Below are 23,223 nucleotides of genomic sequence, written 5' to 3'. Positions count from 1 at the left end.
GGCGCCGTTTTGTTATCCCGCTTTAACCTGAGGTTTGCCTGAGAACAGGAAACGCAAAAGCGGGATCCGCAGGTGGATTTCATACAACACGATGGCAATGCCAACCACAAAGACCAGACCGGTGAAGAAGCCCAGCGCATTCGATTTGATATGCGGCGTAATGTACGCCCCGAAAAACAGCGTCAGCGGATGGTGGACCAGGTAGATAAACAGTGAAGCATTAACGAAATAGGTGACGCGACTTGATTTAAAATTCAGCAGACGATGGCCAAGGGCGAACACCACGTTAACCATCCACAGGCCCATCAGCATCGTTATCACGCTCTCTGTCTCATACATCCACGCGTCCCCGCTGCCAAAGCGCTGATTGAGAAGATAGGCGGCAAAGGCCAGCGCAGCACCCACCGCACACCAGGGGGAGGGGGTGGTAAACAGCGCTTTAAGCCGGGGATGAATAAATGCCAGCGCCCCAATCAGGAAGAAGGGAATGTAGAACAGGGTCTGCATCACCACGAAATTAAACAGCCCATCGCTCAGAATGGGAGGGTAGACAATGAGCAGCGTACGCCTGACGGCGGCATACGCGACCCCCAGCGCAAGAAACAGCAGCGACAGCTTGCCCAGGGTGATGTTGGCGAAGAAGGTCGAGGTTGCGGCGCTCGCGCGCTGGCGCAGTTGAGTGAAGATCAGCAAACTCACCGTGGTTAGCACCACCAGTACCAGCAGGAACCAGAGGTGGGAAATCAGCTCCCAGACCAGGGTGTTGTATTTCTCATAGAACGAGAGATTAGGCCAGTTTTCCGCCTTGCCTTTAACATGCTGCAACATGATGAACTGCGGCAGCGTCAGCAGCGGAATGGCCGTCAACATTGGTATGCCCACGCGCTCCACGCGCACTTTCCACCACCGCTTGAGGGGATAGCGCAAGAAGAGCATGTAAGAGAAATAGCCTGAAATGACGAAAAACACCTGCATGCGGAAGGCATGGATAAAATCATTGAACAGCGTCAGCCACCAGGAGGGCATCTGGCTGTTCACATGCCAGGTGTGGCTGGAATAGATCAGTGAAATATGAAAAGGGATCCCCAATAGCATGAGCCATGCGCGGATCGAGTCGAGGAAATATTCACGTTGTACAGGGGTTGTGCTCATATAACTTTGCGCATTCTCAGACTTTTCGCCTTATCCCTAAGGCTCATAATGGTTACATTCGGAGCCAACCCTACACCAAGACCGACACCCTGTCTCCAGGATAAGCACGCAAAGTGAAAAGCGGGTTCTTTCATTTGCTTAATCCATGAGCCAGCGAGCTGAACAAAGCAGTGATAATGTTGTCGGATTGCCTGAGTTTCCATTAAAATGGATCGGATCGATATAAGCACACAAAGGGGGAAGTGCTTACTTATTATGAAACATAAACCACAAATGATGAAAATGCGTTGGTTGGGTGTAGCAGTGCTGTTGTCACTGTATACCTCATCTGCACTGGCCTTTAACATCGATGATGTCGCAAAACAGGCTAAATCGATGGCGGGCAAGAGCTACGAAGCGCCAAAAAGTAACCTGCCCTCCGTTTTCCGCGACATGAAATACGCGGACTATCAGCAGATCCAGTTCAATCACGATAAAGCGTACTGGAACAATATTAAAACCCCGTTCAAGCTTGAATTTTACCACCAGGGTATGTACTTCGACACGCCGGTTGCCATCAATGAAGTGACGGCGACCGCGGTACGTAAAATCAAGTACAGCCCGGATTATTTCAATTTTGGCGATGTGCAACACGATAAAGACACGGTGAAAGACCTCGGCTTCGCAGGCTTCAAGGTGCTTTACCCGATTAACAGCAAAGATAAAAACGACGAAATCGTCAGCATGCTTGGCGCCAGCTACTTCCGCGTGATTGGCGCGGGGCAGGTGTACGGGCTTTCTGCGCGCGGTCTGGCAATTGATACCGCGCTGCCATCAGGTGAAGAATTTCCACGTTTTCGCGAGTTCTGGATCGAACGTCCAAAACCAACCGACAAACGTCTGACAATTTATGCGCTGCTGGACTCCCCTCGTGCGACAGGCGCTTATCGCTTCGTGATCATGCCAGGGCGTGACACGGTGGTTGACGTGCAGTCTAAAGTTTACCTGCGCGATAAAGTGGGCAAACTGGGCGTCGCGCCGCTGACCAGCATGTTCCTGTTCGGGCCGAATCAGCCGTCTCCGGCGACTAACTTCCGCCCTCAACTGCATGATTCTAATGGCCTTTCCATTCATGCTGGTAACGGCGAGTGGATCTGGCGTCCGCTGAACAACCCGAAACACCTCGCCGTCAGCAGCTTTGCGATGGAAAACCCGCAGGGCTTTGGTCTGCTGCAACGTGGCCGTCAGTTCTCCCGCTTTGAAGATCTGGACGACCGCTACGATCTGCGCCCAAGCGCCTGGGTTACACCGAAAGGCGACTGGGGTAAAGGCAAGGTTGAGTTGGTTGAAATTCCAACCAATGATGAAACCAACGATAACATCGTGGCGTACTGGACACCGGATCAGCTGCCTGAAGCCGGTAAAGAGATGAACTTCAAGTATGCGATCACCTTCAGCCGTGACGAAGACAAACTGCACGCACCGGATAACGCGTATGTGATGCAGACGCGTCGTTCTACGGGGGACGTGAAGCAGTCCAACCTGATTCGTCAGCCGGATGGCACGCTGGCATTTATCGTGGACTTCACCGGGCAGGATATGAAAAAACTGGCGCCGGATACTGCCGTGACGGCACAGGCCAGCATTGGCGATAACGGTGAAATCGTTGAGAACGCCGTGCGTTACAATCCGGTCACCAAAGGGTGGCGTTTGACCCTGCGCGTGAAGGTGAAAGATCCGAAACAGACCACTGAAATGCGCGCCGCGCTGGTCAGTAACGATAAGCCGCTGAGTGAAACCTGGAGCTATCAGCTACCTGCCAATGAATAATACATCTGAATATATTGATGCCATGCCGCTAACGGACATTGAAAAAGCGGCACTCCCTGCGAGCGACATCCGCGCGGTTCACACCGCGCTGGATGGTGAACATCGTCACTTTTCCCGTGATGATGATACGCCGCTGGGGTCAGTGAAGGCACGTCTGGAGCAGGCATGGCCAGACTCGCTGGCAGAAGGGCAGTTAATCAAGGATGACGAAGGGCGTGACCAGCTACAGGCGATGCCGAAGGCCACGCGTTCCTCTATGTTCCCCGATCCGTGGCGCACCAACCCGGTGGGTCGCTTCTGGGATCGCCTGCGTGGGCGTGACGTGACGCCGCGCTATCTGTCACGTCTGACCAAAGAACAACAGGCGTCCGAGCAGAAATGGCGTACCGTGGGAACGATTCGTCGTTACATTCTGCTGCTGCTGACGCTGGCACAGACGGTTGTCGCCACCTGGTACATGAAAACTATTCTGCCGTACCAGGGCTGGGCATTGATTAACCCTGCTGACATGATTGGCCAGGATATCTGGGTCTCCTTCATGCAGCTGCTGCCGTATATTTTACAGAGCGGCATCCTTCTGCTGTTTGCCGTGCTGTTCTGTTGGGTCTCCGCCGGGTTCTGGACGGCGCTGATGGGCTTCCTGCAACTGCTGATGGGGCGTGACAAATACAGCATTTCCGCGTCGACGGTCGGGGATGAACCCCTCAATCCTGAGCACCGTACCGCGCTAATCATGCCTATCTGTAACGAAGATGTTGACCGCGTATTCGCCGGGCTGCGTGCCACCTGGGAGTCCGTAAAGGCGACCGGTAACGCGGCGCATTTCGACGTCTACATCCTGAGCGACAGCTACAACCCGGATATCTGCGTGGCAGAGCAAAAAGCCTGGATGGAGCTGATTGCTGAAGTGCAGGGCGAAGGGCAGATCTTCTACCGTCGTCGTCGTCGTCGTGTTAAGCGTAAGAGCGGGAACATCGATGACTTCTGTCGTCGCTGGGGTAACCAGTACAGCTACATGGTGGTACTGGATGCGGACTCCGTGATGAGCGGCGACTGCCTGAGCGGGCTGGTCCGTCTGATGGAAGCCAATCCGAACGCGGGTATTATTCAGTCCTCGCCAAAAGCGTCCGGTATGGACACGCTATATGCGCGCTGCCAGCAGTTTGCGACCCGCGTCTACGGGCCGCTGTTTACTGCCGGTCTGCACTTCTGGCAGCTGGGTGAATCTCACTACTGGGGCCACAACGCTATTATCCGCGTGAAGCCATTCATCGAGCACTGCGCCCTGGCGCCGCTGCCGGGTGAAGGATCGTTTGCCGGGTCCATTCTGTCGCATGACTTTGTGGAAGCCGCGCTGATGCGTCGCGCAGGGTGGGGCGTCTGGATTGCCTACGATCTGCCGGGCTCGTATGAAGAGCTGCCGCCGAACCTGCTGGATGAGCTCAAGCGTGACCGCCGCTGGTGTCACGGTAACCTGATGAACTTCCGCCTGTTCCTGGTGAAGGGGATGCACCCTGTTCACCGTGCGGTGTTCCTGACGGGCGTCATGTCCTATCTGTCTGCGCCGCTGTGGTTTATGTTCCTGGCACTCTCGACCGCGTTGCAGGTTGTGCATGCCCTGACGGAGCCGCAGTACTTCCTGCAACCGCGCCAGCTGTTCCCGGTGTGGCCGCAGTGGCGTCCGGAGCTGGCGATTGCGCTGTTCGCGTCGACCATGGTGCTGCTGTTCCTGCCTAAGCTGCTCAGTATCATTCTGATCTGGTGTAAAGGTTCGAAGGAGTACGGTGGTTTCTGCCGCGTAACCCTTTCACTGCTGCTGGAAGTGCTGTTCTCGGTCCTGCTGGCACCGGTGCGTATGCTGTTCCACACGGTATTCGTGGTGAGCGCGTTCCTGGGATGGGAAGTGGTGTGGAATTCACCGCAGCGTGACGATGACTCTACGCCATGGAGTGAGGCCTTTATGCGCCACGGCTCTCAGCTGCTGCTGGGCCTGGTGTGGGCCGTTGGTATGGCCTGGCTGGATCTGCGTTTCCTGTTCTGGCTGGCGCCAATCGTCTTCTCACTGATCCTGTCGCCATTTGTGTCGGTGATCTCCAGCCGTTCTACGGTGGGCCTGCGTACCAAACGCTGGAAGCTGTTCCTGATCCCGGAAGAGTATTCTCCGCCGCAGGTGCTGGTGGATACCGATACCTATCTGGAGCAGAACCGCAAACGCACGCTGGATGATGGCTTTATGCACGCCGTGTTTAACCCGTCATTCAACGCGCTGGCAACCGCGATGGCGACTGCGCGTCACCGCGCCAGCCAGGTGCTGGAGATCGCCCGCGATCGCCACGTTGAGCAGGCGCTGAATGAGACGCCAGAAAAGCTTAACCGCGACCGTCGTCTGGTGCTGTTGAGCGATCCGGTGACGATGGCACGGCTTCACTACCGCGTGTGGACTTCTCCGGAGAGATACTCTTCGTGGGTGAACTACTACAAGGACGTGAAGCTGAATCCGCTGGCCCTGAAGGCGAAGTAAGTTGTTAAGTAGGGCTGGTAAGCGAAGCGCCACCCGCCAAATAAAATACCGGCTGTGAGGCCGGTATTTTTTTAGAGGTCAGAAATGAAAGTAATCATCGTCGTCATGATGGCATGCCTGCTCAGCGGCTGCGGCAGCATCATCAGCCGCACCATTCCCGGACAGGGCCACGGGAATCAGTACTACCCCGGCGTACAGTGGGATGTCCGCGATTCCGCATGGCGCTATCTCACCGTGCTCGATCTGCCGTTTTCGCTGATTTTCGACACGCTACTGCTGCCCATCGATCCAGCCACGGCCCTTACGAGTAACGAGAGCTTATCGCTCGTCCCATTCGTCCGCTGCGGCCTGACCTTCTTCGGTATCCAGCGGCGGTTCGAGCTGAAACTCACCTTCATCCCATTCATGCAGCGTATTTTCTTCCAGCCACTCCTGACGTAACTCAATTTCGTCATAGTCGCCGTCGAATACCGCCTGCGCACCTTCACCACTCAATATCGGCAGACATTCTCCGTCCTCACCTTCATCAGCAAAGAATTCGGCCTGCCACATAATATCGCCGTCCTGAAGGACGTATTTTTGGATATTGAGTTGTTGCACGTCAGCATCTTCTTCCTCAATGCCGGGATTATCGGCGAGGAATTCTTCGCGAGCGGCATCGATAGCTTCTTCCAGCGTGCTGTAAAATACATATTCTTTATCAGACATAATGATTTCCTCAATGATTAAGTTTATCAAATGTATAGGTGCCTGAATGCGAACTGTCAAAGCGTATGTGTATAGCAGGGTATCAAGTATGCAACAGGTTGATGCCTTTGGCTTAGACAGACTGACCTGCTCCCCGTTGATTAGTACACCCCGATGTTAGTAATGTCTTCATAAGCCACATGAGGACATCCCCATGAAGAAGCGTTTTTCCGACGAACAGATCATCAGTATTCTCCGCGAAGCCGAAGCTGGGGTACCCGCCCGTGAACTCTGCCGCAAGCATGCCATTTCCGATGCCACGTTTTACACCTGGCGTAAGAAGTATGGCGGTATGGAGGTGCCTGAAGTTAAGCGCCTGAAGTCGCTTGAGGAAGAGAACACCAGACTCAAGAAGCTGCTTGCCGAAGCCATGCTGGATAAAGAGGCGCTTCAGGTGGCTCTTGGGCGAAAGTACTGACGACAGACCAGAAGCGGGAAGCCGTGATGTTGATGTGTGATGCGACCGGTCTGTCGCAACGTCGTGCCTGCAGGCTTACAGGTTTATCCCTGTCGACCTGCCGCTATGAGGCTCACCGTCCGGCTGCTGATGCGCATTTATCAGGGCGCATCACTGAGCTGGCACTGGAGCGCAGGCGTTTTGGCTACCGTCGTATTTGGCAGTTGCTGCGCCGTGAAGGGCTTCATGTTAATCATAAGCGCGTGTACCGGCTTTATCACCTCAGTGGCCTGGGCGTAAAACGCAGAAGACGTCGTAAAGGGCTGGCAACAGAACGTCTGCCGCTGCTCCGTCCGGCGGCGCCCAATCTGACCTGGTCGATGGATTTCGTCATGGACGCACTTTCCACCGGTCGCAGGATCAAGTGTCTTACCTGCGTCGATGATTTCACAAAGGAATGCCTGACGGTCACTGTTGCCTTTGGGATTTCAGGCGTTCAGGTCACGCGTATTCTGGACAGCATTGCACTGTTTCGAGGCTATCCGGCGACGATAAGAACTGACCAGGGGCCGGAGTTCACTTGCCGTGCACTGGATCAATGGGCCTTTGAGCATGGTGTTGAGTTGCGCTTAATCCAGCCGGGCAAGCCAACGCAGAACGGATTTATTGAGAGCTTTAACGGACGATTTCGCGATGAATGTTTGAATGAGCACTGGTTCAGCGATATCGTTCATGCCAGGAAAATTATTAATGACTGGCGGCAGGATTATAACGAATGCCGCCCGCACTCCACGCTGAATTATCAGACACCGTCTGAATTTGCAGCGGGCTGGAGAAAGGGTCATTCTGAGAATGAAGATTCCGACGTTACTAACTGAGTGTTGTATCTAATCGTGGGGGCAGGTCAGGACATGCCGATACCTAAACCTACATGTTAAAAGATGTTAACGCATCTTCATTTATCCATGATTATCTGTAGGTTAATTCATACAAGGGAAGTTACGACAAATGGCAATAAGCGAAGCAGCAATAAAACGTACATTTACTGGAACAAGGGCGTTATTGATAGCCTCAATCCTTCCTGCTGGGATTGTATTGGTTGGTGTACGTAACGACATAACTGAAGCTGGGTATGGTGATGATCTAACATTCTCTGGGATTTTCTTTACTTTCGTGGTGGCCTATATCATCGCGGTATTTGCAGGCTGGGCTACTATGCTTATGGGGTTAGTAACACCATACATAGCAAAACTTTTTGATATTCAGAATAGCTCTTTACGCTGGTTATTCACAATATTGTATTTTTTAATATTCTCTACCATTACTTTTTACATCTTAACTCTTGTAATGGAGTGGGTTTCAGAATCAGCTACTTTACAACAAATATATCCTTCATTAGCATTTTCATCATTTGTTGTTTCTATAATGCATGCAGGTATGTTTAAAGAATTACTTTCGAAATAAGTTAATCGCCTCGTTAAAGAGGCGAATTGTTTTGAAGTGAATTTATTGCTTGTTTTTTGGTTTGAATATACGATCACTTACAATAAACGCAACTATCAGGAATATAACAGTAGATATTAATGCGCAATCTTCCCAAAGGGTCACAGCGAGTATACCAAAGATAAAAGTTAAACCAATAGGTATATAAACTTGCATCACAAGCCTAACTAATTCTTTCCACCACACGCTAAGCATCTTTTCCATTGTACTATCCTAAGAATATCAGAAACAATATCGTTATCACTTTTTTGATATTGGTTGTGTAGGTCAACACGATCAATTTTTGGTTCAACCAGGAAGTGGCTTTGTTGAATAAATCAGATTTCGGGTAAGTCTCCCCCGTAGCGGGTTGTGTTTTCAGGCAATACGCACGCTTTCAGGCATACCTGCTTTCGTCATTTTGTTCAGCGCTCGTACCAGGGCCATAGCCTCCGCAACCTGACCATCGTAGTCACGCAGCGTCAGTGAACCCCCGAACAGCTGTTTTACCCGGTACATCGCCGTTTCCGCTATCGAGCGACGGTTGTAATCTGTTGTCCATTTCCACCGCGCATTACTCCCGGTCATTCGCTGATTAGCCACTGCACGGTTACGGTCTGCATATTCACCGGGCCAGTAACCCGCACCTTTTCGGGGAGGGATAAGCGCGCTGATTTTCTTACGCCGCAGTTCATCGTGACAGAGCCGGGTATCGTAAGCGCCATCGGCGGCGGCTGACCTGATTTTCCGGTGGGTTTGCCGGATTAACCCGGGGAAGGCCTCTGAGTCCGTAACGTTGTTCAGCGACAGGTCAGCGCAGATGATTTCATGTGTTTTACTGTCAACGGCGAGATGCAGCTTACGCCAGATACGGCGGCGTTCCTGGCCATGCTTTTTGACTTTCCACTCGCCTTCACCGAAGACCTTCAGCCCGGTGGAATCAATTACCAGGTGTGCGATTTCACCCCGGGTGGGCGTTTTGAAACTGACATTAACCGACTTTGCCCGCCTGCTGACACAGCTGTAATCCGGGCAGCGTAGCGGAACGTTCATCAGAGAAAAAATGGAATCAATAAAGCCCTGCGCAGCGCGCAGGGTCAGCCTGAATACGCGTTTAATGACCAGCACAGTCGTGATGGCAAGGTCAGAATAGCGCTGAGGTCTGCCTCGTGAAGAAGGTGTTGCTGACTCATACCAGGCCTGAATAGCTTCATCATCCAGCCAGAAAGTTATGGAGCCACGGTTGATGAAGGCTTTATTGTAGGTGGGCCAGTTGGTGATTTTGAACTTTTGCTTTGCCACGGAACGGTCTGCGTTGTCGGGAAGATGCGTGATCTGATCCTTCAACTCAGCAAAAGTTCGATTTATTCAACAAAGCCCCAGGAAGTATAACATCTCAAGATCGCGACTGTAGAGATCTCTATAGTACTTGTACTTGATGCTTTGGTATTGTGGTTATCCAAGTACCATTAGGACAACTACTGCAAGTACTATTGATTATGGTTGGGGGGCAGTAAAATCCCCCGAAGAGAATTTTGATTGATTGTATTACAAAAAACATTTTTATTGTAAGGGGGTGAAAACTTCGTTCTCTTCCATAAATTCCTGCAGTGTAGAATAAAAGTAATCTTCATCTGGCTTGGAACCACAAATTCTTATAAGCTCACGACCAATGTTAGTTAACAGTACCATACCGATGTCAACACTATTTGGTTTTTTAGGCAAAAAAGGATTCTTATTTGATGTGTTAATTTTTATCACAATCGTTCTGCCATAGTAAATAAAATAACCAAAATCTTTCTCAAATTGAACGGAATAACTCATATTTCCTAATGTTATTACTCCTATTGACTCTAAGTGTCTTAAAGAATCATAATTTAAGCCAATTTTTTGGATTGAATCGTCCTCATAACTAAAGACAATGGGTAGTGGCAAGTTGTGCTGATTCCATACGGTTGTGCCTAAAGTTGTAATCAGTTCAGCATCTCTTTTATCCAGCGTTGATAAGAAATTTAATGTTCTTTTTGAAAAACTACCATTTTTTTTAGCCTCGCCTGTTAATACTCTCGACCAAAGCCCTTGCATCATATCATCACTAATATCTTCACACTGATTAAAGAAGTGATTAATCCAGTCTTCATCTAAGAGCTCAATATCATTTTGCTCTTGTTCGTCGATCTCTTTTCAGCTTTGATTGTTATGCTATCTATATTACGTTGCTTTCTGGCTTGTGAATTTATGGTTCTCCTCAAAGCTCGCTCTTCTAAATCAGAAAGCTCTATTGAACTTTGAAATTCAATTTTCTTTACTTCGGACTGTGCTTTAGCGATATTTTTCATTTTGGTTGGTTCATAAAGAACGCCTATGGCATCACTGATTTTTTCTACAAGCTTCGTTGCAGGTTCAGATAGTCCAGAGAAATCAACATTAATTAAACTCATATTAATTTTTCCTAAATAACCGTACAACAACTGTACAAGAGTATTTTATGGCAAGACTTACGAAAAAGGAATCTACTAATCACATAAAAGTGATGGAATTAATCCACTCGGATAAGCAGCTCACATATGAAGACAAAGAATTTATTTTTAATAACTATAGGGGGATGGTATAGGTGCTACTGGTGCTTTCTTTTCCCTGAAATGCTTGCATAGGTTTTCATACTCGGCGCTGGCTGTACTGGTCAATGCATAGAACTGTGTGCGGGTATCGGTCGCCTTAGCTACTACCAGGACTTAAGGAATAGACCTACGTATATCACATGCGTTGAACTCATTTCAGAGTACGTTATGATCGGGAAGAGCGTACTACCAGAGGCAAAATGGATCATTGGTGACGCTCTCCAGTACTCACCAGACCGTTTCTACGATGTTGCCTATGGCAATCCACCTTTCGGTAAGATCAACACATCAAAAGCGTATACAGGCCGTTATACAGGCTCAGAGTTTGAATACAAGGTCGTTGTACATGCCAGTAATTTTCGTCCTTTGGGGCATGGATCGTACCGCATGGTTCCGCCGGGTTTAAGTACTCAGGTCAAAGATACTTTGACGCCACAGTACAGACACAGAAGTACCATAAGTTTTTAAAGGATACTGGCTATGAGTTACATCCAGGCGTAGGCATTGATACGAGTATCTACCGTGATGAATGGAACGGTACAAAGGTGATATGTGAGAGCGTTTTGGTTGATTATGACGGTACAAATTTATGATGTATTTTACTTTACGCTTCTTCCAGCGTGGCGTACATGGTCATTGGTGTCTCCCTGTTTTTCGTGAAGGTATTCAGGGAAAGAATAGCTGATTATATGATTTTGCAAGTATGAATGCGTAAATTAGCCGTCACGATGTTGTGTTATGCGCGCCGGGCGTAGCGCCCGGGATAAGCTGAGCCAGGAATAAACAGCGTTGAACAGCACGACGCCTGCCGTCACGATAAAGACCGCCCGGAAACCGAAACTGGCCGAAACCCCCGCGCCGACCAGCGGCCCGGTGACGTTACCCAGATCGCGAAACGACTGGTTGTAGCTGAAAATACGTCCGGCAATCTGGTTGGTGGAGTTATAAACCAGCAGCGTCTGCACCGCCGGAAGCAACGCGCCGTCCGCTGCGCCCAGCAGAAAGCGCAACACGCCGAGCTGCCAGGGAGACTGCACCATCGACATGGGGATCAGCAGCAGAACGGAGAGGATCAGGGCGCAGATCAGGATTTTTTCCGGGCCAATGCGATCGCCCAGCCTACCGAGCCGTGGCGCGCTCAGCAACGCGGCCACGCCGGGAACAGAGGCGATCACGCCGCTGATAAAGGCGATATTGCTGACGTTGCCGGCCAGGTCGCGGACATAGAGCGTCAGAATAGGCGCGATTGAACCGGTGGCCACCTGAATAATCATGGTGGTCACAAACAGGCTCAGCACCAGCTTTGGGTTTTTCAGCGAGGCCAGCACATCCCGGGCGTGCAGCATCTCTTTTTTGGCTACCGGCGTGAAATTCTCACGGATGCAGATAAGCGTCACGAGGAAGCAGAGGAACAGCACGCTGGCGGTAATGAAGAATACCGGCCGCAGTCCGTAATGGTCGGCCAGCAGCCCGCCCGCCAGCGGACCCAGCAGTGCGCCGCTTACGCCGCCAGTGGAGAGCGTACCTAATGCCCAGCCGCTTTTATGGCGTGGGATTTGGGTTGCGATCAGGGCGTTGGCATTGGGGATAAATCCCCCGAGCAGACCCAGAAGCGCGCGTAATATCAGGAACTGCCAGACATTCTGCGCCACCCCCATCAACAGCATTATGATCGCCATGCCGAGCGCGGAGCGCAGCAGCATAATTTTGCGGCCTTTGCGATCCGCAAGCCCACCCCAGAAAGGCGACGCAATGGCGGAGAACAGGAACGTAATGCTGAACACCAGGCCGGACCACATATTCAGTGCGCTATGGCCGGTGACGCCGAGCTGTTCAACGTAGAGGGGCAGGAAGGGCATTACCAGGCTAAAGGCGGCGCCAGTAAGAAAACAACCCAGCCATGCAACCGTCAGGTTGCGTTTCCAGTTTATGGGAGCATCTGTGGAGGACATAACTATCCGCATAATGAGGTGCAGGGCACCGTGACCAGTGAGGTAATAAGCCTGCTAATTATGCGCCTGGGGTATGATTGCCGCAATGACGGGGAGCTTTTAAAGCTAAAACAGCTTGCGGCCCGGAAGACCGCATGCAGATTAATAACGAGAAGGGACGCCCTGAGGCCGGGTTTTGAAGCGGCGATGCAGCCACATGTACTGCTCGGGAGCGAGCATAATGCATTTCTCCACAATGCCGTTCATCCAGCGCGCGGTGGTTTCTGCATCATCCAGTGGCGGCGTGAGTTCCGGCTCCAGCATGATGAGCTGATAGCCTGAACCGTCTGGTTTACGGCGCGGTACAAACGGCACGATAGCCGCTTTGGACATCCGCGCCAGCATCCAGGTCCCGGTGGTTGTCGCCGCATCTTCCACCGCAAAGAACGGGACAAACACGCTGGATTGTGGGCCATAGTCATGATCCGGGGCATACCAGACCACTTCACCTGATTTGAGGGCGCGGATCATCCCTTTAAGGTCTTTGCGGTCGATCATGCTTTTATTCGAGCGCATGCGTCCGTTGGTCTGTATCAAATCGATCACCGGATTATCGTTGGGACGATAAACGCCAATACCCGGCGCCTGCATGCCGAACATGCGCGCGCCAATTTCGAGCGTCAGGAAATGAACGCCAATCAGCAGGACGCCAGTCTGGTTGGCCTGGAGATTATGCACCGGATCCATGCCGGTTCCGGCCACTTCCGTCCAGCGCGCCATGCGCTTATCCGACCAGAACCAGGCCATACCGGTCTCCATCAGTCCCATGCCGACAGATTCGAAGTTTTTAACCACCATGTCGTGACGCTCAGATTCGCTCATCTGAGGAAAGCAAAGCTCAAGATTTCGATACGCGATCCTGGCGCGACGCTTCATAAATTGTTGAGCAATGCGGCCCAGTCCTTTACCCATGCGGAAAATTACGGGATAAGGCAGCTGTACAATTAGCCACAACAAGCCAATGCCTGACCATGTTAACCAATAGCGTGGGTGTAAAAGCGCGGCAGTAAATTTCGGTAACTGGGTCATGTCTGTCCTGTGTTCTAACGTCCTGAAGGGCTATTGTCTCATTTTTTGAGGCATAGCCAAAATGTCTGTCATCGAAACATGAAAGAATATGCAAGTGTTAAGTCTGATTAATCAGGTTGACTGAAATGTAGCGTAAATTGTGTGGATGTAAATTGTCTTTGTTTGCTATATCATGCCGACCGATTTTTATTTCTCAACGATTGCAGGACTTGTACACCATGCCAGTGTTACACAACCGCGTTTCGAATGAGATGTTGAAAGCGCGTATGTTGGCCGAAACCGAACCGCGCACAACGATCTCTTTCTATAAATATTTTACCATCAACGATCCACAGGCGACCCGCGATGCGCTTTACCAGGCTTTCACCGCCCTGAACGTGTTTGGTCGCGTCTATCTGGCGCGTGAGGGTATTAACGCGCAGATCAGCGTGCCGGAAAGCAAAGTCAGCGCCTTCCGCGAGCTCCTTTATGGTTTTGATCCGGCGCTTAACGGCTTACGCCTGAACATTGCGCTGGATGATGACGGCAAATCGTTCTGGGTGCTGCGCATGAAGGTGCGTGAGCGTATTGTGGCGGATGGCATCGACGATCCGAGCTTCAATGCCGCGAATGTGGGGGAGTACCTCAAGGCCGCTGAAGTGAACGCGATGCTCGACGATCCGGATGCAGTGTTCATCGATATGCGTAACCACTACGAATATGAAGTGGGCCACTTCGAGAATGCGATGGAAATTCCTGCCGACACTTTCCGTGAACAGCTGCCGAAAGCGGTTGAGATGATGCAGGAGCATAAAGACAAAAAGATCGTTATGTATTGCACCGGGGGGATCCGCTGCGAAAAAGCCAGTGCCTGGATGAAACACAACGGTTTTAATAAAGTCTGGCATATTGAGGGTGGGATCATTGAATATGCCCGCCGCGCCCGCGAGCAGGGGTTACCGGTGCGTTTTATCGGTAAAAACTTTGTGTTTGATGAGCGTATGGGCGAGCGAATTTCAGAGGACGTAATCGCTCACTGCCACCAGTGCGGTACGCCGTGCGACACGCATACCAACTGCAAAAACGACGGTTGTCATCTTCTGTTTATTCAGTGTCCTGCATGTGCCGAGAAGTTTAATGGCTGCTGTAGCGAGCTGTGCAGTGAAGAGAGTATCTTGCCTGAAGAAGAGCAACGTCGTCGCCGTGCCGGGCGCGAGAACGGGAATAAGATCTTTAATAAATCCCGGGGCCGACTGAATACCAAACTGGGTATTCCAGACCCGGAGTAAAACATTGCCCGGCGGCGTAAAAGCCTGCCGGGCCTGTTTTATGACTTCTGCTGAACGCCTTCCACCGAAATAATCAGCTCTACATCCTGCGATGCCGGTCCTAAATCTGTGGTGATATTAAAATCTTTCAGATGAATTTTGCCGGCGGCTTCAAAGCCAGCACGTTTTCCGCCCCACGGATCGTCGCCCTGGCCGATTAATTTCGCATCCAGTGTTACCGGTTTTGTTACGCCGTTCAGCGTAAGATTACCGGTAATAGCGAGCTTATCACCGTCTTTCTTCACTTCTGTCGACGCGAAAGTAGCTTGCGGGAATTTGCCTACGTTCAGGAATTCAGCGCTGCGCAGATGTTTATCACGCTCGGCGTGATTAGTGTCGACGCTGTTAGTATTAATGGTGACGTTTACTTTATCGGCAGCAGGGTTTTTCTCGTCGAAACTAAATGTGCCATCGAAATCATTGAACGTACCATATAACCAGCTGTAACCCAGATGCTGAATACGGAAATTGACGAAGGCATGCTGGCCTTCTTTATCAATTTTATAGTCGGCGGCAATGGCCGAACCGGTGGTAAATAACAGCGAACCTAATGCGATACCCAACAGGCGTTTTTTCATTTTATGCTCCAGAGTCAACTGACGAACGGCCAAGCATGCGCTTCAGCGTATCGTCTTTATCAATAAAGTGGTGTTTCAGGGCCGCAAGGCCATGCAGAACAGACAGGATCACCACGCTCCATGCCAGCCACAGATGAACCACACCTGCGGTGTCAGCCTGTGAACCGGCGTCAGCCAGCGTGGCAGGGACGTCAAAGAGCCCAAACACGCTGATCGGTTTGCCGTCTGCGGTCGAAATGAGATAACCGCTGATCAGAATGGCGAACAGCAGGGCATAGAGTGCGATATGTGCGCCAACAGCGCTTATGCGGGTAAGACGTCCATGGCTTTTGGGGGCAGGAGGGGGCGGAGAGAGATGTCGCCAGACCACGCGAAAAACCAGACCCATCATCAGCAGAACCCCAATGCTTTTGTGCAATTCGGGGGCCTGATGATACCAACCGTCATAATAGCTTAATGTCACCATCCAGAGGCCGAGACCAAACATGGCATAGACAGCAAGTGCAAATAGCCAGTGTAAACACATGGATATTATTCCGTAGCGGCTGGAGGAGTTACGCCATTGCATATGAATTTCCGTTCTCAAATGTCTGAGCAATAAAAATGGCCGGATTAATTAAATAATGCAACTGAAAAAAAGGAATAATGTTATTTAGTTATTTTATTTCAGCGAATTTGAATGTGTTTCCGCAATGTATTTCAATCGCTTCGTTCAATAAATTTGAGATGACTTTTTATAAAAACTATAAGTTAAATAAGTTTAAAGGAGTGTCAATAAACGTCAGTGATGGTTTTCAGAAGAATACAATAAAAATGACGTCAACAATCGCCAGCAGCGACCAAAGGACAATGTAGAGCATGAAATGCTCGCGGATGTTATTGATAAGGTAATTCACCAGTCTGCGCATCATGATCCTCTCGCAAATCAGGCTCCGGTTATTCGGAGCCTGTAGCGGTATTATCGGCTAAAGCGCGAGAGCGCGAAGGGTTTGAGATCAAACGAAGGCGCAATCCCCTGAGCAAACTGGGCGGCGATTTCACCTAACACAGAGGCAAATTTAAACCCGTGACCGCTGAGCCCGGTTACGATCAGGGTGTTGTCGTGCCCAGGCAGGGTGTCGATGATGAAGTCTTCATCTGGCGTATTGTCGTAGGTGCACGCTGCGCCATAAAGCAACCCGCCTACGCCCGGCAGAATATTACGCAGGAACGTGAAGGCTTCGGAACCATCCTGCGGATAGGCTCCGTACGGCTTGCGTTCTTCCGCAGAGGAAATGACCTGTCCGCCGTTATGTTTGCCAATCTTGAGCGCGTCTTTTTCCGAGGGGAAACCGTAGTACTGGTCGCCATTAGGTAACTCGCCCGTGAACGCCGGGAATTTGTTCTGGCTGCTGTAACGCCCGTCAGACTGGAACCAGGAGAAGACTTTGCGTACCGGCTGGATGGGCAGATCCGGCAGCAGTTTCGTCACCCACGTTCCCGCACTGACCAGCAGGCGTGCGGCGGTATATTCACCTTCAGACGTGGTGACGGTTGAACCCCCGGCATGGTGGGTGATGCCCGTGACCGGACAGTTAAACAACTGTGCGCAGGCCGCTTTGGCGGCGAGATCAATCCATGTCTTAATGGCCGTTTCGCTGTGCAGTACCCCGGAATTGGCTTCAAACAATCCAATGTAGTCTTCAGGGACAGAAATTTCCGGCCAGCGCGCCATTATGTCGTTCGCATCCAGACGCTCAACGTCCAGACGGTAGGCTTTCGCGCTCTCCTCGACATTCGCCAGAAACGTGGAGTTGGCGGGCCCCAGATTAATAACCCCGGTGCGCTCAAAAATGCGTTCTTCGGTGACTGCGGCCAGCTCATCCCACAGCGTCTGAGCCCGAAGCACCAGCGGTACATAGCGCTCACCTTCGCCGTAAGCGTGACGGATAAGACGGGTATCGCCGTGATGGCTTCCTTCAGAATGAGGGGGAAGGTGGGCGTCAATCATCAGCACATTCAGACCCGCCTGCGTAGCGTAATAACCGGCTGCAGATCCAACGGAGCCGCTTCCGATAATGATCAAATCGTATTTCATAGGCTTCTCTTTACTAACGCTTTGTTAGCAGAGTAATTAACTATGTGGGCTTATACAAGAGCGAAATAAATAAGGCACCGCGAGGGTGCCTGTTGAGTGAAAAGGGGCATAAGGTCAATGCCGTTTATACTCATTTTCCTGGTAGTCGCCAGATTCTATTTTTGCGATGCCTGCTTCTAAAATAGAAATAAACTGACGGGCGACGTCTGTTTTAAGCCACAGCGTCTGTCCAACTTCCGCTTCGTCACGGTTTAGCTGATTCGGGGTCTGGTAGTGCAAACGCAGCATCAGCGCATCGTAGCTGTCTACGGTGCTGATATCCCAGCCAACGAGTGGATGGGTCTGGATGACTTCATTATTCTTTTCCATTATAACCCCCTTAATGCGTGTTAGAAGACAACGACTTTGAGGTTCAATGCATGTTTTTCTGAAAGCTTTTTCAGTATATCAATTAATAAGGGTTCCGCAGGAAAAAATAAACGGGTAGCAACACATTTTTCTGCTTTTTAGGATTGTTCGAACAATAAAACGTCATCTTGTTCACGATTTTCTAAGAAGATACTGAAATATTTTGAACTTTCAGGAGACGAAACGAAAAAAAGCCGGGGCGACCCGGCAAAAAAACACAATGAGGGAGCAAATTTTAATCAGTGATAAACCAGTCGTCGGCGCTTTCCCATGTTTCCTGCAAAATTTCGCTGATGCGGTCTTTGTCTTCTTTCGCGCCGCCAATGACGGAAAGATGGTTTGCTGTCGCATAACGTACCGTTATGGCGCCATCGTTTTCAGGAAAAGTGCTGTTAATACGTCGGGATAGCTCACCCGCCAGAGCGTCGAGTGCGCCAGCAGGCAGGACGGTGGTTTTGGCAATGGTGACTTCAATACGCATAAATGCCCCCTGTGTAATATACTGTTTATTTATACAGTTATATTGGCGGTTTGACAACAGGGGGATGACAATTTTTTAGCTTTTTACCGTCCAGCTTACGGTTTCACCTGCCAGGAAGGGGATCAGCGTATCGTCGGTGAGCGCAATCGACGCTTCAACCTGGCTTTCTTTGCGCTCCAGCTCAATGAACGTGTCATTAACCGGCAGACCGTAGAAACGCGGGCCGTTAAGGGAGCAGAAGGCTTCGAAATGGCCTAACGCATTCATCTCGTCAAAGACGGTTGCGTAACTTGCCAGGGCGGTCGGGGCGTTAAAGCAGCCTGCACAACCGCAGCTAGCCTCTTTTCGGTGACGGGCATGCGGGGCGGAATCCGTGCCGAGGAACGCGCGCGGGAAGCCGCTGGCGGCCAGCTCACGTAGCGCCTGCTGGTGGATATTGCGCTTGAGGATCGGCAGACAATACAGATGTGGACGAACGCCACCCACCAGCATGTGGTTACGGTTAAACATCAGGTGCTGCGGGGTGATGGTGGCGGCAATCAATTCGTTTCCATCCCGGACATACTCTGCGGCATCTTTGGTCGTAATGTGTTCAAACACCACTTTCAGCCCAGGAAGACGCTGGCGCAGCGGCTCCATGACCGTTTCGATAAAACGCGCTTCGCGATCGAAAATATCAATGTCAGCGTGGGTCACTTCCCCGTGCACCAGCAGTGGCATTCCCAGTTTTTGCATTCGCTCCAGAACGGGCATGATGGCGTCGATGCTCGTCACCCCATGGCTGGAGTTGGTGGTGGCGTTTGCCGGGTAGAGCTTCGCGGCGGTGAACACACCTTCGTTAAATCCGCGCTCAACCTCATTGGGATCCAGCGAGTCCGTCAGGTAGCAGGTCATCAACGGAGTAAAATCGTGCCCGGCCGGAACGGCGTCAAGGATACGCTGGCGATAGGCGATCGCGGCCTCGACGGTGGTGACTGGCGGAACCAGGTTAGGCATAACAATCGCACGGCCATAAATTTCGCTGGTATACGGCACGACGGTTTTCAGCATGTCGCCATCACGAAGATGGATATGCCAGTCGTCTGGGCGGCGGATTTTGAGAACCTGGGATTGTACAGTCATGGAAGCTCCGGCTTGAAAGGGATCAGTCATAAGATGGCTGTTTTTGCCGGACACAAATCATAAGCGGAAACGTTTTCGTTTGCACACTATTCCGTTAAAAAAAACGGGCGCCTGAGCGCCCGGAGTATTTAGTCGGTGAAAGGAATGATGATTTCACCCGGTTTCACCTCTATCCCTTTGGCATATTTTTTCGCCAGAGATTCGCCCTTACTCTTGTCTTCGCTCAGAACGTAGGCGGGCTGCTGGTTGAAATAGTTCTGTAACGACTGGTTGAGATAAGGCATCAGCGTTTGCAGCACCGGTTTCATTTTATCCGGCGTGACGACCGCATCGACGATTTCCATCTCTTGCAGGAAAATTGCCCCTTTCTCTTTATTAAAGACCGGCAGCGCCTTGAGCTTCAGTTTGATATCCGCTTTCTGATTGCCGAAGAGCGAGGTCATGTCCAGGCTGGCATCGCCGGACAGGGTGACTTTGTTAGGCTCCTCGCGCCCAATCTGGCTGGCGAGATTCGTCAGGACGATATGTGCATCCGCAAGGCCGGGCACGCCGATATCTTTTGAAAAGTTATTATGTTTTTCCAGCGCCTGATTAATTTCCTGCTCACTGACGGTGTACTGCGTAAGCTGGTTACATCCCACCAGCAGCCCACTGACAATTAACGCAGCGGCAATAACGATCTTTTTCATGGTGTTCCTCAACATAAAATCGGCGCATCTGTCCTGATACGCCAGTATGTCAGGGTGATCCTGGAGAAACCAGCAGAAAAAACTGATAGTGAAGGGAGGTAAATATCCTCCCCCAGAAGGTCAGGCGCCAGGCTCCAGCATCCCGCGGGTGCTGCGTTTATCACTGAACTGCCACCAGAGGGCAATCAGCGTCATAAAGCCGACCATACCGAGCATGACCCACGGCAGCTCCGGCTGATGGAGCGCTTTTCCGGCATCAAACAGCCAGCCGCCACCGGTGTAACCCAGCGCGCCGCCAAGCGCCAGTCCGAGACGGCTGAAGCCCATGTAGCTGCCACGGGCCCGGGCGTCGGCAAGTGACGCGCTCAGGGTTTCACGGGCCGGCTCGGCAATGATTGAGCCAATATAGAAGGTGCAAATCAGCATAAACAGCTGCTGGAGCGAACTCACCAGGCCGATGGGCATCATGCTCAGCGTCATCAGCAACAGCCCGGCCATCAGACGGTGCTCAAGCCGGAAACGGCGCTCGCTCCACCGGGCAATCGGATAGAGCAGAGTCAGAGAAAGGCAGGCCTCAATGGCATACATCCATTTTACCGCCGCCGGCGTGCCGGCAATATCGTTAACCATAATCGGCAGCATCAGCATGACCTGCACGGCGAGCATGTAGTAGCCGGTCAACGTTAAAACATAGGTGACGAAGCGTTTATCGCTCAGCACGCGGTCAAGCCCTTCCCGCACCGGCGCTTTTACCGTCGACAGCTTCCATGCAGGCAGAAACAGACCGTTAAACAGCGCGCAGAGAATAAACAGCACCGCGCCGGTGGCGCAGACCAGGCGGAAATCGTATTGCAGCAGCCAGCTTCCCAGCAGGGCGCCCACTACCGCGCCAGCGCTGTCCTGCATCATCAAAATTGAGAAGAAACGACCCCGGTGTTGCGGACGGATAAGCTTAACCACCAGCGCGGTACGCGGTGGGTCGAAAAGGGTGCCGCCAATCCCGGAAAGGAAACAGGAGAACCACAGCAGCCAGGGGTCATGAGCGATTGCCATCGTGGCGAATCCCGCCGCACGTAACAGCATGCCGGTGACGATCATCGGTTTCGCACCGAAGCGGTCGGCTATTGCCCCGCCAAACACGCCAAGACCCTGTTGTACAAACTGGCGTAAGCCCAGCGCGATCCCGACCATCAGCGCCGCCCAGCCCATTTGATCGACAAAACGAATCGATATAAGTGGAAAAACGACAAAAAAGCCGAGCACGACCAGCATGTTATCGACGAGCAGGAAATATTTACCCAGGCTCCTGGCCTGTGATACGCGGGACATTTTCCCTCCAGGGAAAATAAAAGGTGAGCACGCTAATATTCTGCGGTGTCGCCGCGCTTTTTCACATACCTGCTGGCGACAATATTTTTTTATCAAAAAGGTGCTTTGATAGAGAGTTCTCATCGAAAAATGTGAAAAGCGATAAAAATGGTATGTCACTGTTTTCACAGAAGGCACAGGCGCAGGTATAGTAAAGCTAACAGGCAGAGCAGAAGCGACGGGAAGGAGTGGTATCGATGTTTGGCTATCGCAGTAATGTGCCAAAAGTGCGTCTGACGACGGACAGGCTGGTCGTTCGTCTGGTGCATGAGCGTGATGCCTGGCGTCTGGCGGATTATTACGCCGAGAATCGCCAGTTTTTAAAACCCTGGGAACCCGTTCGGGACGAGAGCCATTGCTACCCCTCTGGCTGGCAGGCGCGCCTCAGTATGATTGCGGAATTTCACAAACAGGGAAGTGCGTTTTATTTCGCGCTTCTCGATCCGGAAGAGAAAGAGATCGTTGGCATTGCCAATTTTTCAAACGTAGTACGCGGGTCGTTTCACGCCTGCTATCTCGGGTATTCCATCGGCCAGAAATGGCAGGGGCAGGGGCTCATGTTTGAGGCGCTGACGGCGGCGATTCGCTACATGCAGCGCACGCAACATATCCATCGCATTATGGCGAACTACATGCCGCACAATAAGCGCAGCGGCGATCTGCTGGCCCGCCTGGGGTTTGAGAAAGAGGGCTATGCCAAAGATTATCTGCTGATTGACGGCGAGTGGCGGGACCATGTCCTCACCGCGCTCACCACGCAGGAGTGGACCGCGGGTCGTTAAGGAGAAAAGATGAAATATCAGTTAAATGGCGCCGAAGCGCGCGTGATTGGCTGCCTGCTGGAAAAGCAGGTTACGACGCCGGAACAGTATCCTCTTTCCGTGAATGCCGTCACGATGGCCTGCAACCAAAAGACGAACCGTGAGCCAGTGATGAACCTTGGCGAGTACGAGGTGCAGGATATCCTTGATGAGCTGGTGAAGCGCCACTACCTGCGCACCGTCAGCGGCTTCGGTAATCGCGTCACTAAATATGAACAGCGCTTTTGTAATTCCGAATTTGGCGATTTAAAACTCAGCGCCGCAGAAGTGGCGGTTATCACCACGCTGCTGCTGCGCGGGGCGCAGACGCCGGGTGAACTGCGCACACGCGCCTCCCGCATGCATGAGTTTCAGGATATGCAGGACGTTGAACAGACGCTGGAGGGATTAGCCTCACGCGAGGACGGTCCTTACGTGGTGCGTCTGGCCCGCGAGCCGGGCAAGCGTGAAAGCCGCTACATGCACCTGTTTAGTGGCGACGTGGAGTCCTCTACGCTTGCCGTCGAATCCGACACGCCAGCATCAAACGACAGCCTGACTGCGCGCGTGGCAGCCCTGGAAGACGAGGTTACCGTGCTGAAGCAGCGTCTGGATGCTTTACTCGCACACCTGGGAGATTAACC

24 protein-coding genes and 1 pseudogene are annotated in these 23,223 nt (G+C 51.7%); 8 read left to right on the top strand and 17 right to left on the bottom strand.

Annotated features, from left to right (window positions below):
- Positions 1-12: 12 nt before the first annotated feature.
- Positions 13-1,152, bottom strand: a complete 1,140-nt coding sequence (gene mdoC, locus L350_RS14375; RefSeq protein WP_032624492.1) for a glucans biosynthesis protein MdoC — start codon at positions 1,150-1,152, stop codon at positions 13-15.
- Between the two features lie 255 nt (positions 1,153-1,407).
- Here mdoC and mdoG point away from each other — a divergent pair, with 255 nt between their 5' ends.
- From mdoG to L350_RS0122320, 3 genes and pseudogenes are all read left to right on the top strand, one after another.
- Positions 1,408-2,961, top strand: coding sequence for a glucans biosynthesis protein MdoG (gene mdoG / locus L350_RS14380; RefSeq protein WP_032622136.1), 1,554 nt, complete (start codon positions 1,408-1,410; stop codon positions 2,959-2,961).
- Positions 2,954-5,482 carry a glucans biosynthesis glucosyltransferase MdoH gene (mdoH, locus tag L350_RS14385; RefSeq protein WP_023299777.1) on the top strand — a complete coding sequence of 843 codons (2,529 nt, stop codon included), beginning with the start codon at positions 2,954-2,956 and terminating at the stop codon, positions 5,480-5,482. Before mdoG ends, mdoH begins: the two co-directional genes overlap by 8 nt.
- Before the next feature lie 84 nt (positions 5,483-5,566).
- A pseudogene (locus tag L350_RS0122320) lies at positions 5,567-5,793 on the top strand (YceK/YidQ family lipoprotein).
- 7 nt (positions 5,794-5,800) lie between these two features.
- On the opposite strand, the gene L350_RS14390 reads toward L350_RS0122320, so the two are convergent.
- On the bottom strand, positions 5,801-6,190 hold the full coding sequence (locus L350_RS14390) for a MysB family protein (RefSeq protein ID WP_032104437.1): 390 nt from the start codon (positions 6,188-6,190) through the stop codon (positions 5,801-5,803).
- Positions 6,191-6,383: 193 nt separating this feature from the next.
- Between L350_RS14390 and L350_RS14400 the strand changes: the two genes are divergently transcribed.
- Positions 6,384-7,504 (top strand): IS3-like element ISSen4 family transposase gene (locus L350_RS14400; protein ID WP_085950818.1). Its coding sequence is split into 2 segments (ribosomal slippage): positions 6,384-6,642 and positions 6,642-7,504, totalling 1,122 coding nucleotides; the frame shifts between segments, so codons are not numbered across the junction.
- Between the two features lie 130 nt (positions 7,505-7,634).
- Positions 7,635-8,090: a hypothetical protein gene (locus L350_RS0122315; protein ID WP_032624491.1), complete on the top strand. Its 456-nt coding sequence runs from the start codon at positions 7,635-7,637 to the stop codon at positions 8,088-8,090.
- Between the two features lie 42 nt (positions 8,091-8,132).
- Here the strand turns inward: L350_RS0122315 and L350_RS14405 are convergent, their stop codons facing one another.
- The 6 genes from L350_RS14405 to L350_RS14420 all read right to left on the bottom strand — a co-directional run bounded on the left by L350_RS14405 (position 8,133) and on the right by L350_RS14420 (position 13,749).
- The gene (locus L350_RS14405) at positions 8,133-8,333 is read right to left on the bottom strand and encodes a hypothetical protein (RefSeq protein ID WP_032624490.1); all 201 of its coding nucleotides are present in this window, start codon (positions 8,331-8,333) and stop codon (positions 8,133-8,135) included.
- A gap of 153 nt (positions 8,334-8,486) precedes the next feature.
- Complete coding sequence (locus tag L350_RS14410) at positions 8,487-9,455, bottom strand: IS5-like element IS903B family transposase (protein WP_080686357.1); 969 nt, start codon at positions 9,453-9,455, stop codon at positions 8,487-8,489.
- A 216-nt stretch (positions 9,456-9,671) separates the two neighbouring features.
- On the bottom strand, positions 9,672-10,208 hold the full coding sequence (locus tag L350_RS23160) for a DUF2806 domain-containing protein (RefSeq protein WP_240183876.1): 537 nt from the start codon (positions 10,206-10,208) through the stop codon (positions 9,672-9,674).
- Between the two features lie 41 nt (positions 10,209-10,249).
- Positions 10,250-10,549: a hypothetical protein gene (locus L350_RS23840; RefSeq protein ID WP_050595064.1), complete on the bottom strand. Its 300-nt coding sequence runs from the start codon at positions 10,547-10,549 to the stop codon at positions 10,250-10,252.
- Between the two features lie 896 nt (positions 10,550-11,445).
- Entirely contained in the window at positions 11,446-12,681 is a 1,236-nt protein-coding gene (mdtG, locus tag L350_RS14415) for a multidrug efflux MFS transporter MdtG (protein ID WP_032624489.1), read from the bottom strand.
- 141 nt (positions 12,682-12,822) lie between these two features.
- Positions 12,823-13,749, bottom strand: a complete 927-nt coding sequence (locus L350_RS14420) for a Kdo(2)-lipid IV(A) acyltransferase (protein WP_032624488.1) — start codon at positions 13,747-13,749, stop codon at positions 12,823-12,825.
- A gap of 218 nt (positions 13,750-13,967) precedes the next feature.
- On the opposite strand from L350_RS14420, the gene L350_RS14425 reads away from it, so the two are divergent.
- Complete coding sequence (locus L350_RS14425) at positions 13,968-15,017, top strand: oxygen-dependent tRNA uridine(34) hydroxylase TrhO (RefSeq protein ID WP_032624487.1); 1,050 nt, start codon at positions 13,968-13,970, stop codon at positions 15,015-15,017.
- Positions 15,018-15,055: 38 nt separating this feature from the next.
- Here the strand turns inward: L350_RS14425 and L350_RS14430 are convergent, their stop codons facing one another.
- The 9 genes from L350_RS14430 to mdtH form a co-directional block, all read right to left on the bottom strand.
- Entirely contained in the window at positions 15,056-15,634 is a 579-nt protein-coding gene (locus tag L350_RS14430) for a YceI family protein (protein WP_022647711.1), read from the bottom strand.
- A 1-nt stretch (position 15,635) separates the two neighbouring features.
- Entirely contained in the window at positions 15,636-16,202 is a 567-nt protein-coding gene (locus L350_RS14435) for a cytochrome b (RefSeq protein ID WP_032624486.1), read from the bottom strand.
- 226 nt (positions 16,203-16,428) lie between these two features.
- Entirely contained in the window at positions 16,429-16,542 is a 114-nt protein-coding gene (locus tag L350_RS14440) for a YceO family protein (protein ID WP_022647713.1), read from the bottom strand.
- Positions 16,543-16,592: 50 nt separating this feature from the next.
- Positions 16,593-17,711, bottom strand: coding sequence for an N-methyl-L-tryptophan oxidase (gene solA, locus L350_RS14445; RefSeq protein WP_032624485.1), 1,119 nt, complete (start codon positions 17,709-17,711; stop codon positions 16,593-16,595).
- A gap of 114 nt (positions 17,712-17,825) precedes the next feature.
- Positions 17,826-18,080 (bottom strand): biofilm formation regulator BssS, encoded by a 255-nt coding sequence (bssS, locus tag L350_RS14450; RefSeq protein WP_032624484.1) that lies wholly within the window; start codon positions 18,078-18,080, stop codon positions 17,826-17,828.
- Positions 18,081-18,354: 274 nt separating this feature from the next.
- Positions 18,355-18,600, bottom strand: a complete 246-nt coding sequence (gene dinI, locus L350_RS14455) for a DNA damage-inducible protein I (protein ID WP_022647715.1) — start codon at positions 18,598-18,600, stop codon at positions 18,355-18,357.
- Positions 18,601-18,675: 75 nt separating this feature from the next.
- Positions 18,676-19,722: a dihydroorotase gene (gene pyrC / locus L350_RS14460; RefSeq protein WP_032624483.1), complete on the bottom strand. Its 1,047-nt coding sequence runs from the start codon at positions 19,720-19,722 to the stop codon at positions 18,676-18,678.
- Positions 19,723-19,850: 128 nt separating this feature from the next.
- A complete protein-coding gene (locus L350_RS14465; protein ID WP_023305855.1) occupies positions 19,851-20,411 on the bottom strand; it encodes a lipoprotein in 561 nt (186 codons plus the stop codon).
- Between the two features lie 120 nt (positions 20,412-20,531).
- Positions 20,532-21,740 carry a multidrug efflux MFS transporter MdtH gene (mdtH, locus tag L350_RS14470; RefSeq protein ID WP_022647718.1) on the bottom strand — a complete coding sequence of 403 codons (1,209 nt, stop codon included), beginning with the start codon at positions 21,738-21,740 and terminating at the stop codon, positions 20,532-20,534.
- 236 nt (positions 21,741-21,976) lie between these two features.
- Here mdtH and rimJ point away from each other — a divergent pair, with 236 nt between their 5' ends.
- Together rimJ and L350_RS14480 are read left to right on the top strand one after the other, a co-directional pair.
- The gene (gene rimJ, locus L350_RS14475; RefSeq protein ID WP_003858007.1) at positions 21,977-22,561 is read left to right on the top strand and encodes a ribosomal protein S5-alanine N-acetyltransferase; all 585 of its coding nucleotides are present in this window, start codon (positions 21,977-21,979) and stop codon (positions 22,559-22,561) included.
- Between the two features lie 9 nt (positions 22,562-22,570).
- Positions 22,571-23,221 (top strand): YceH family protein, encoded by a 651-nt coding sequence (locus tag L350_RS14480; RefSeq protein ID WP_032624482.1) that lies wholly within the window; start codon positions 22,571-22,573, stop codon positions 23,219-23,221.
- Positions 23,222-23,223 lie beyond the last annotated feature (2 nt).

Source organism: Enterobacter sp. MGH 4 (assembly GCF_000534735.1).
Classification (GTDB): domain Bacteria; phylum Pseudomonadota; class Gammaproteobacteria; order Enterobacterales; family Enterobacteriaceae; genus Enterobacter; species Enterobacter intestinihominis.
This window is presented reverse-complemented; position numbering and strand designations above follow the sequence as displayed.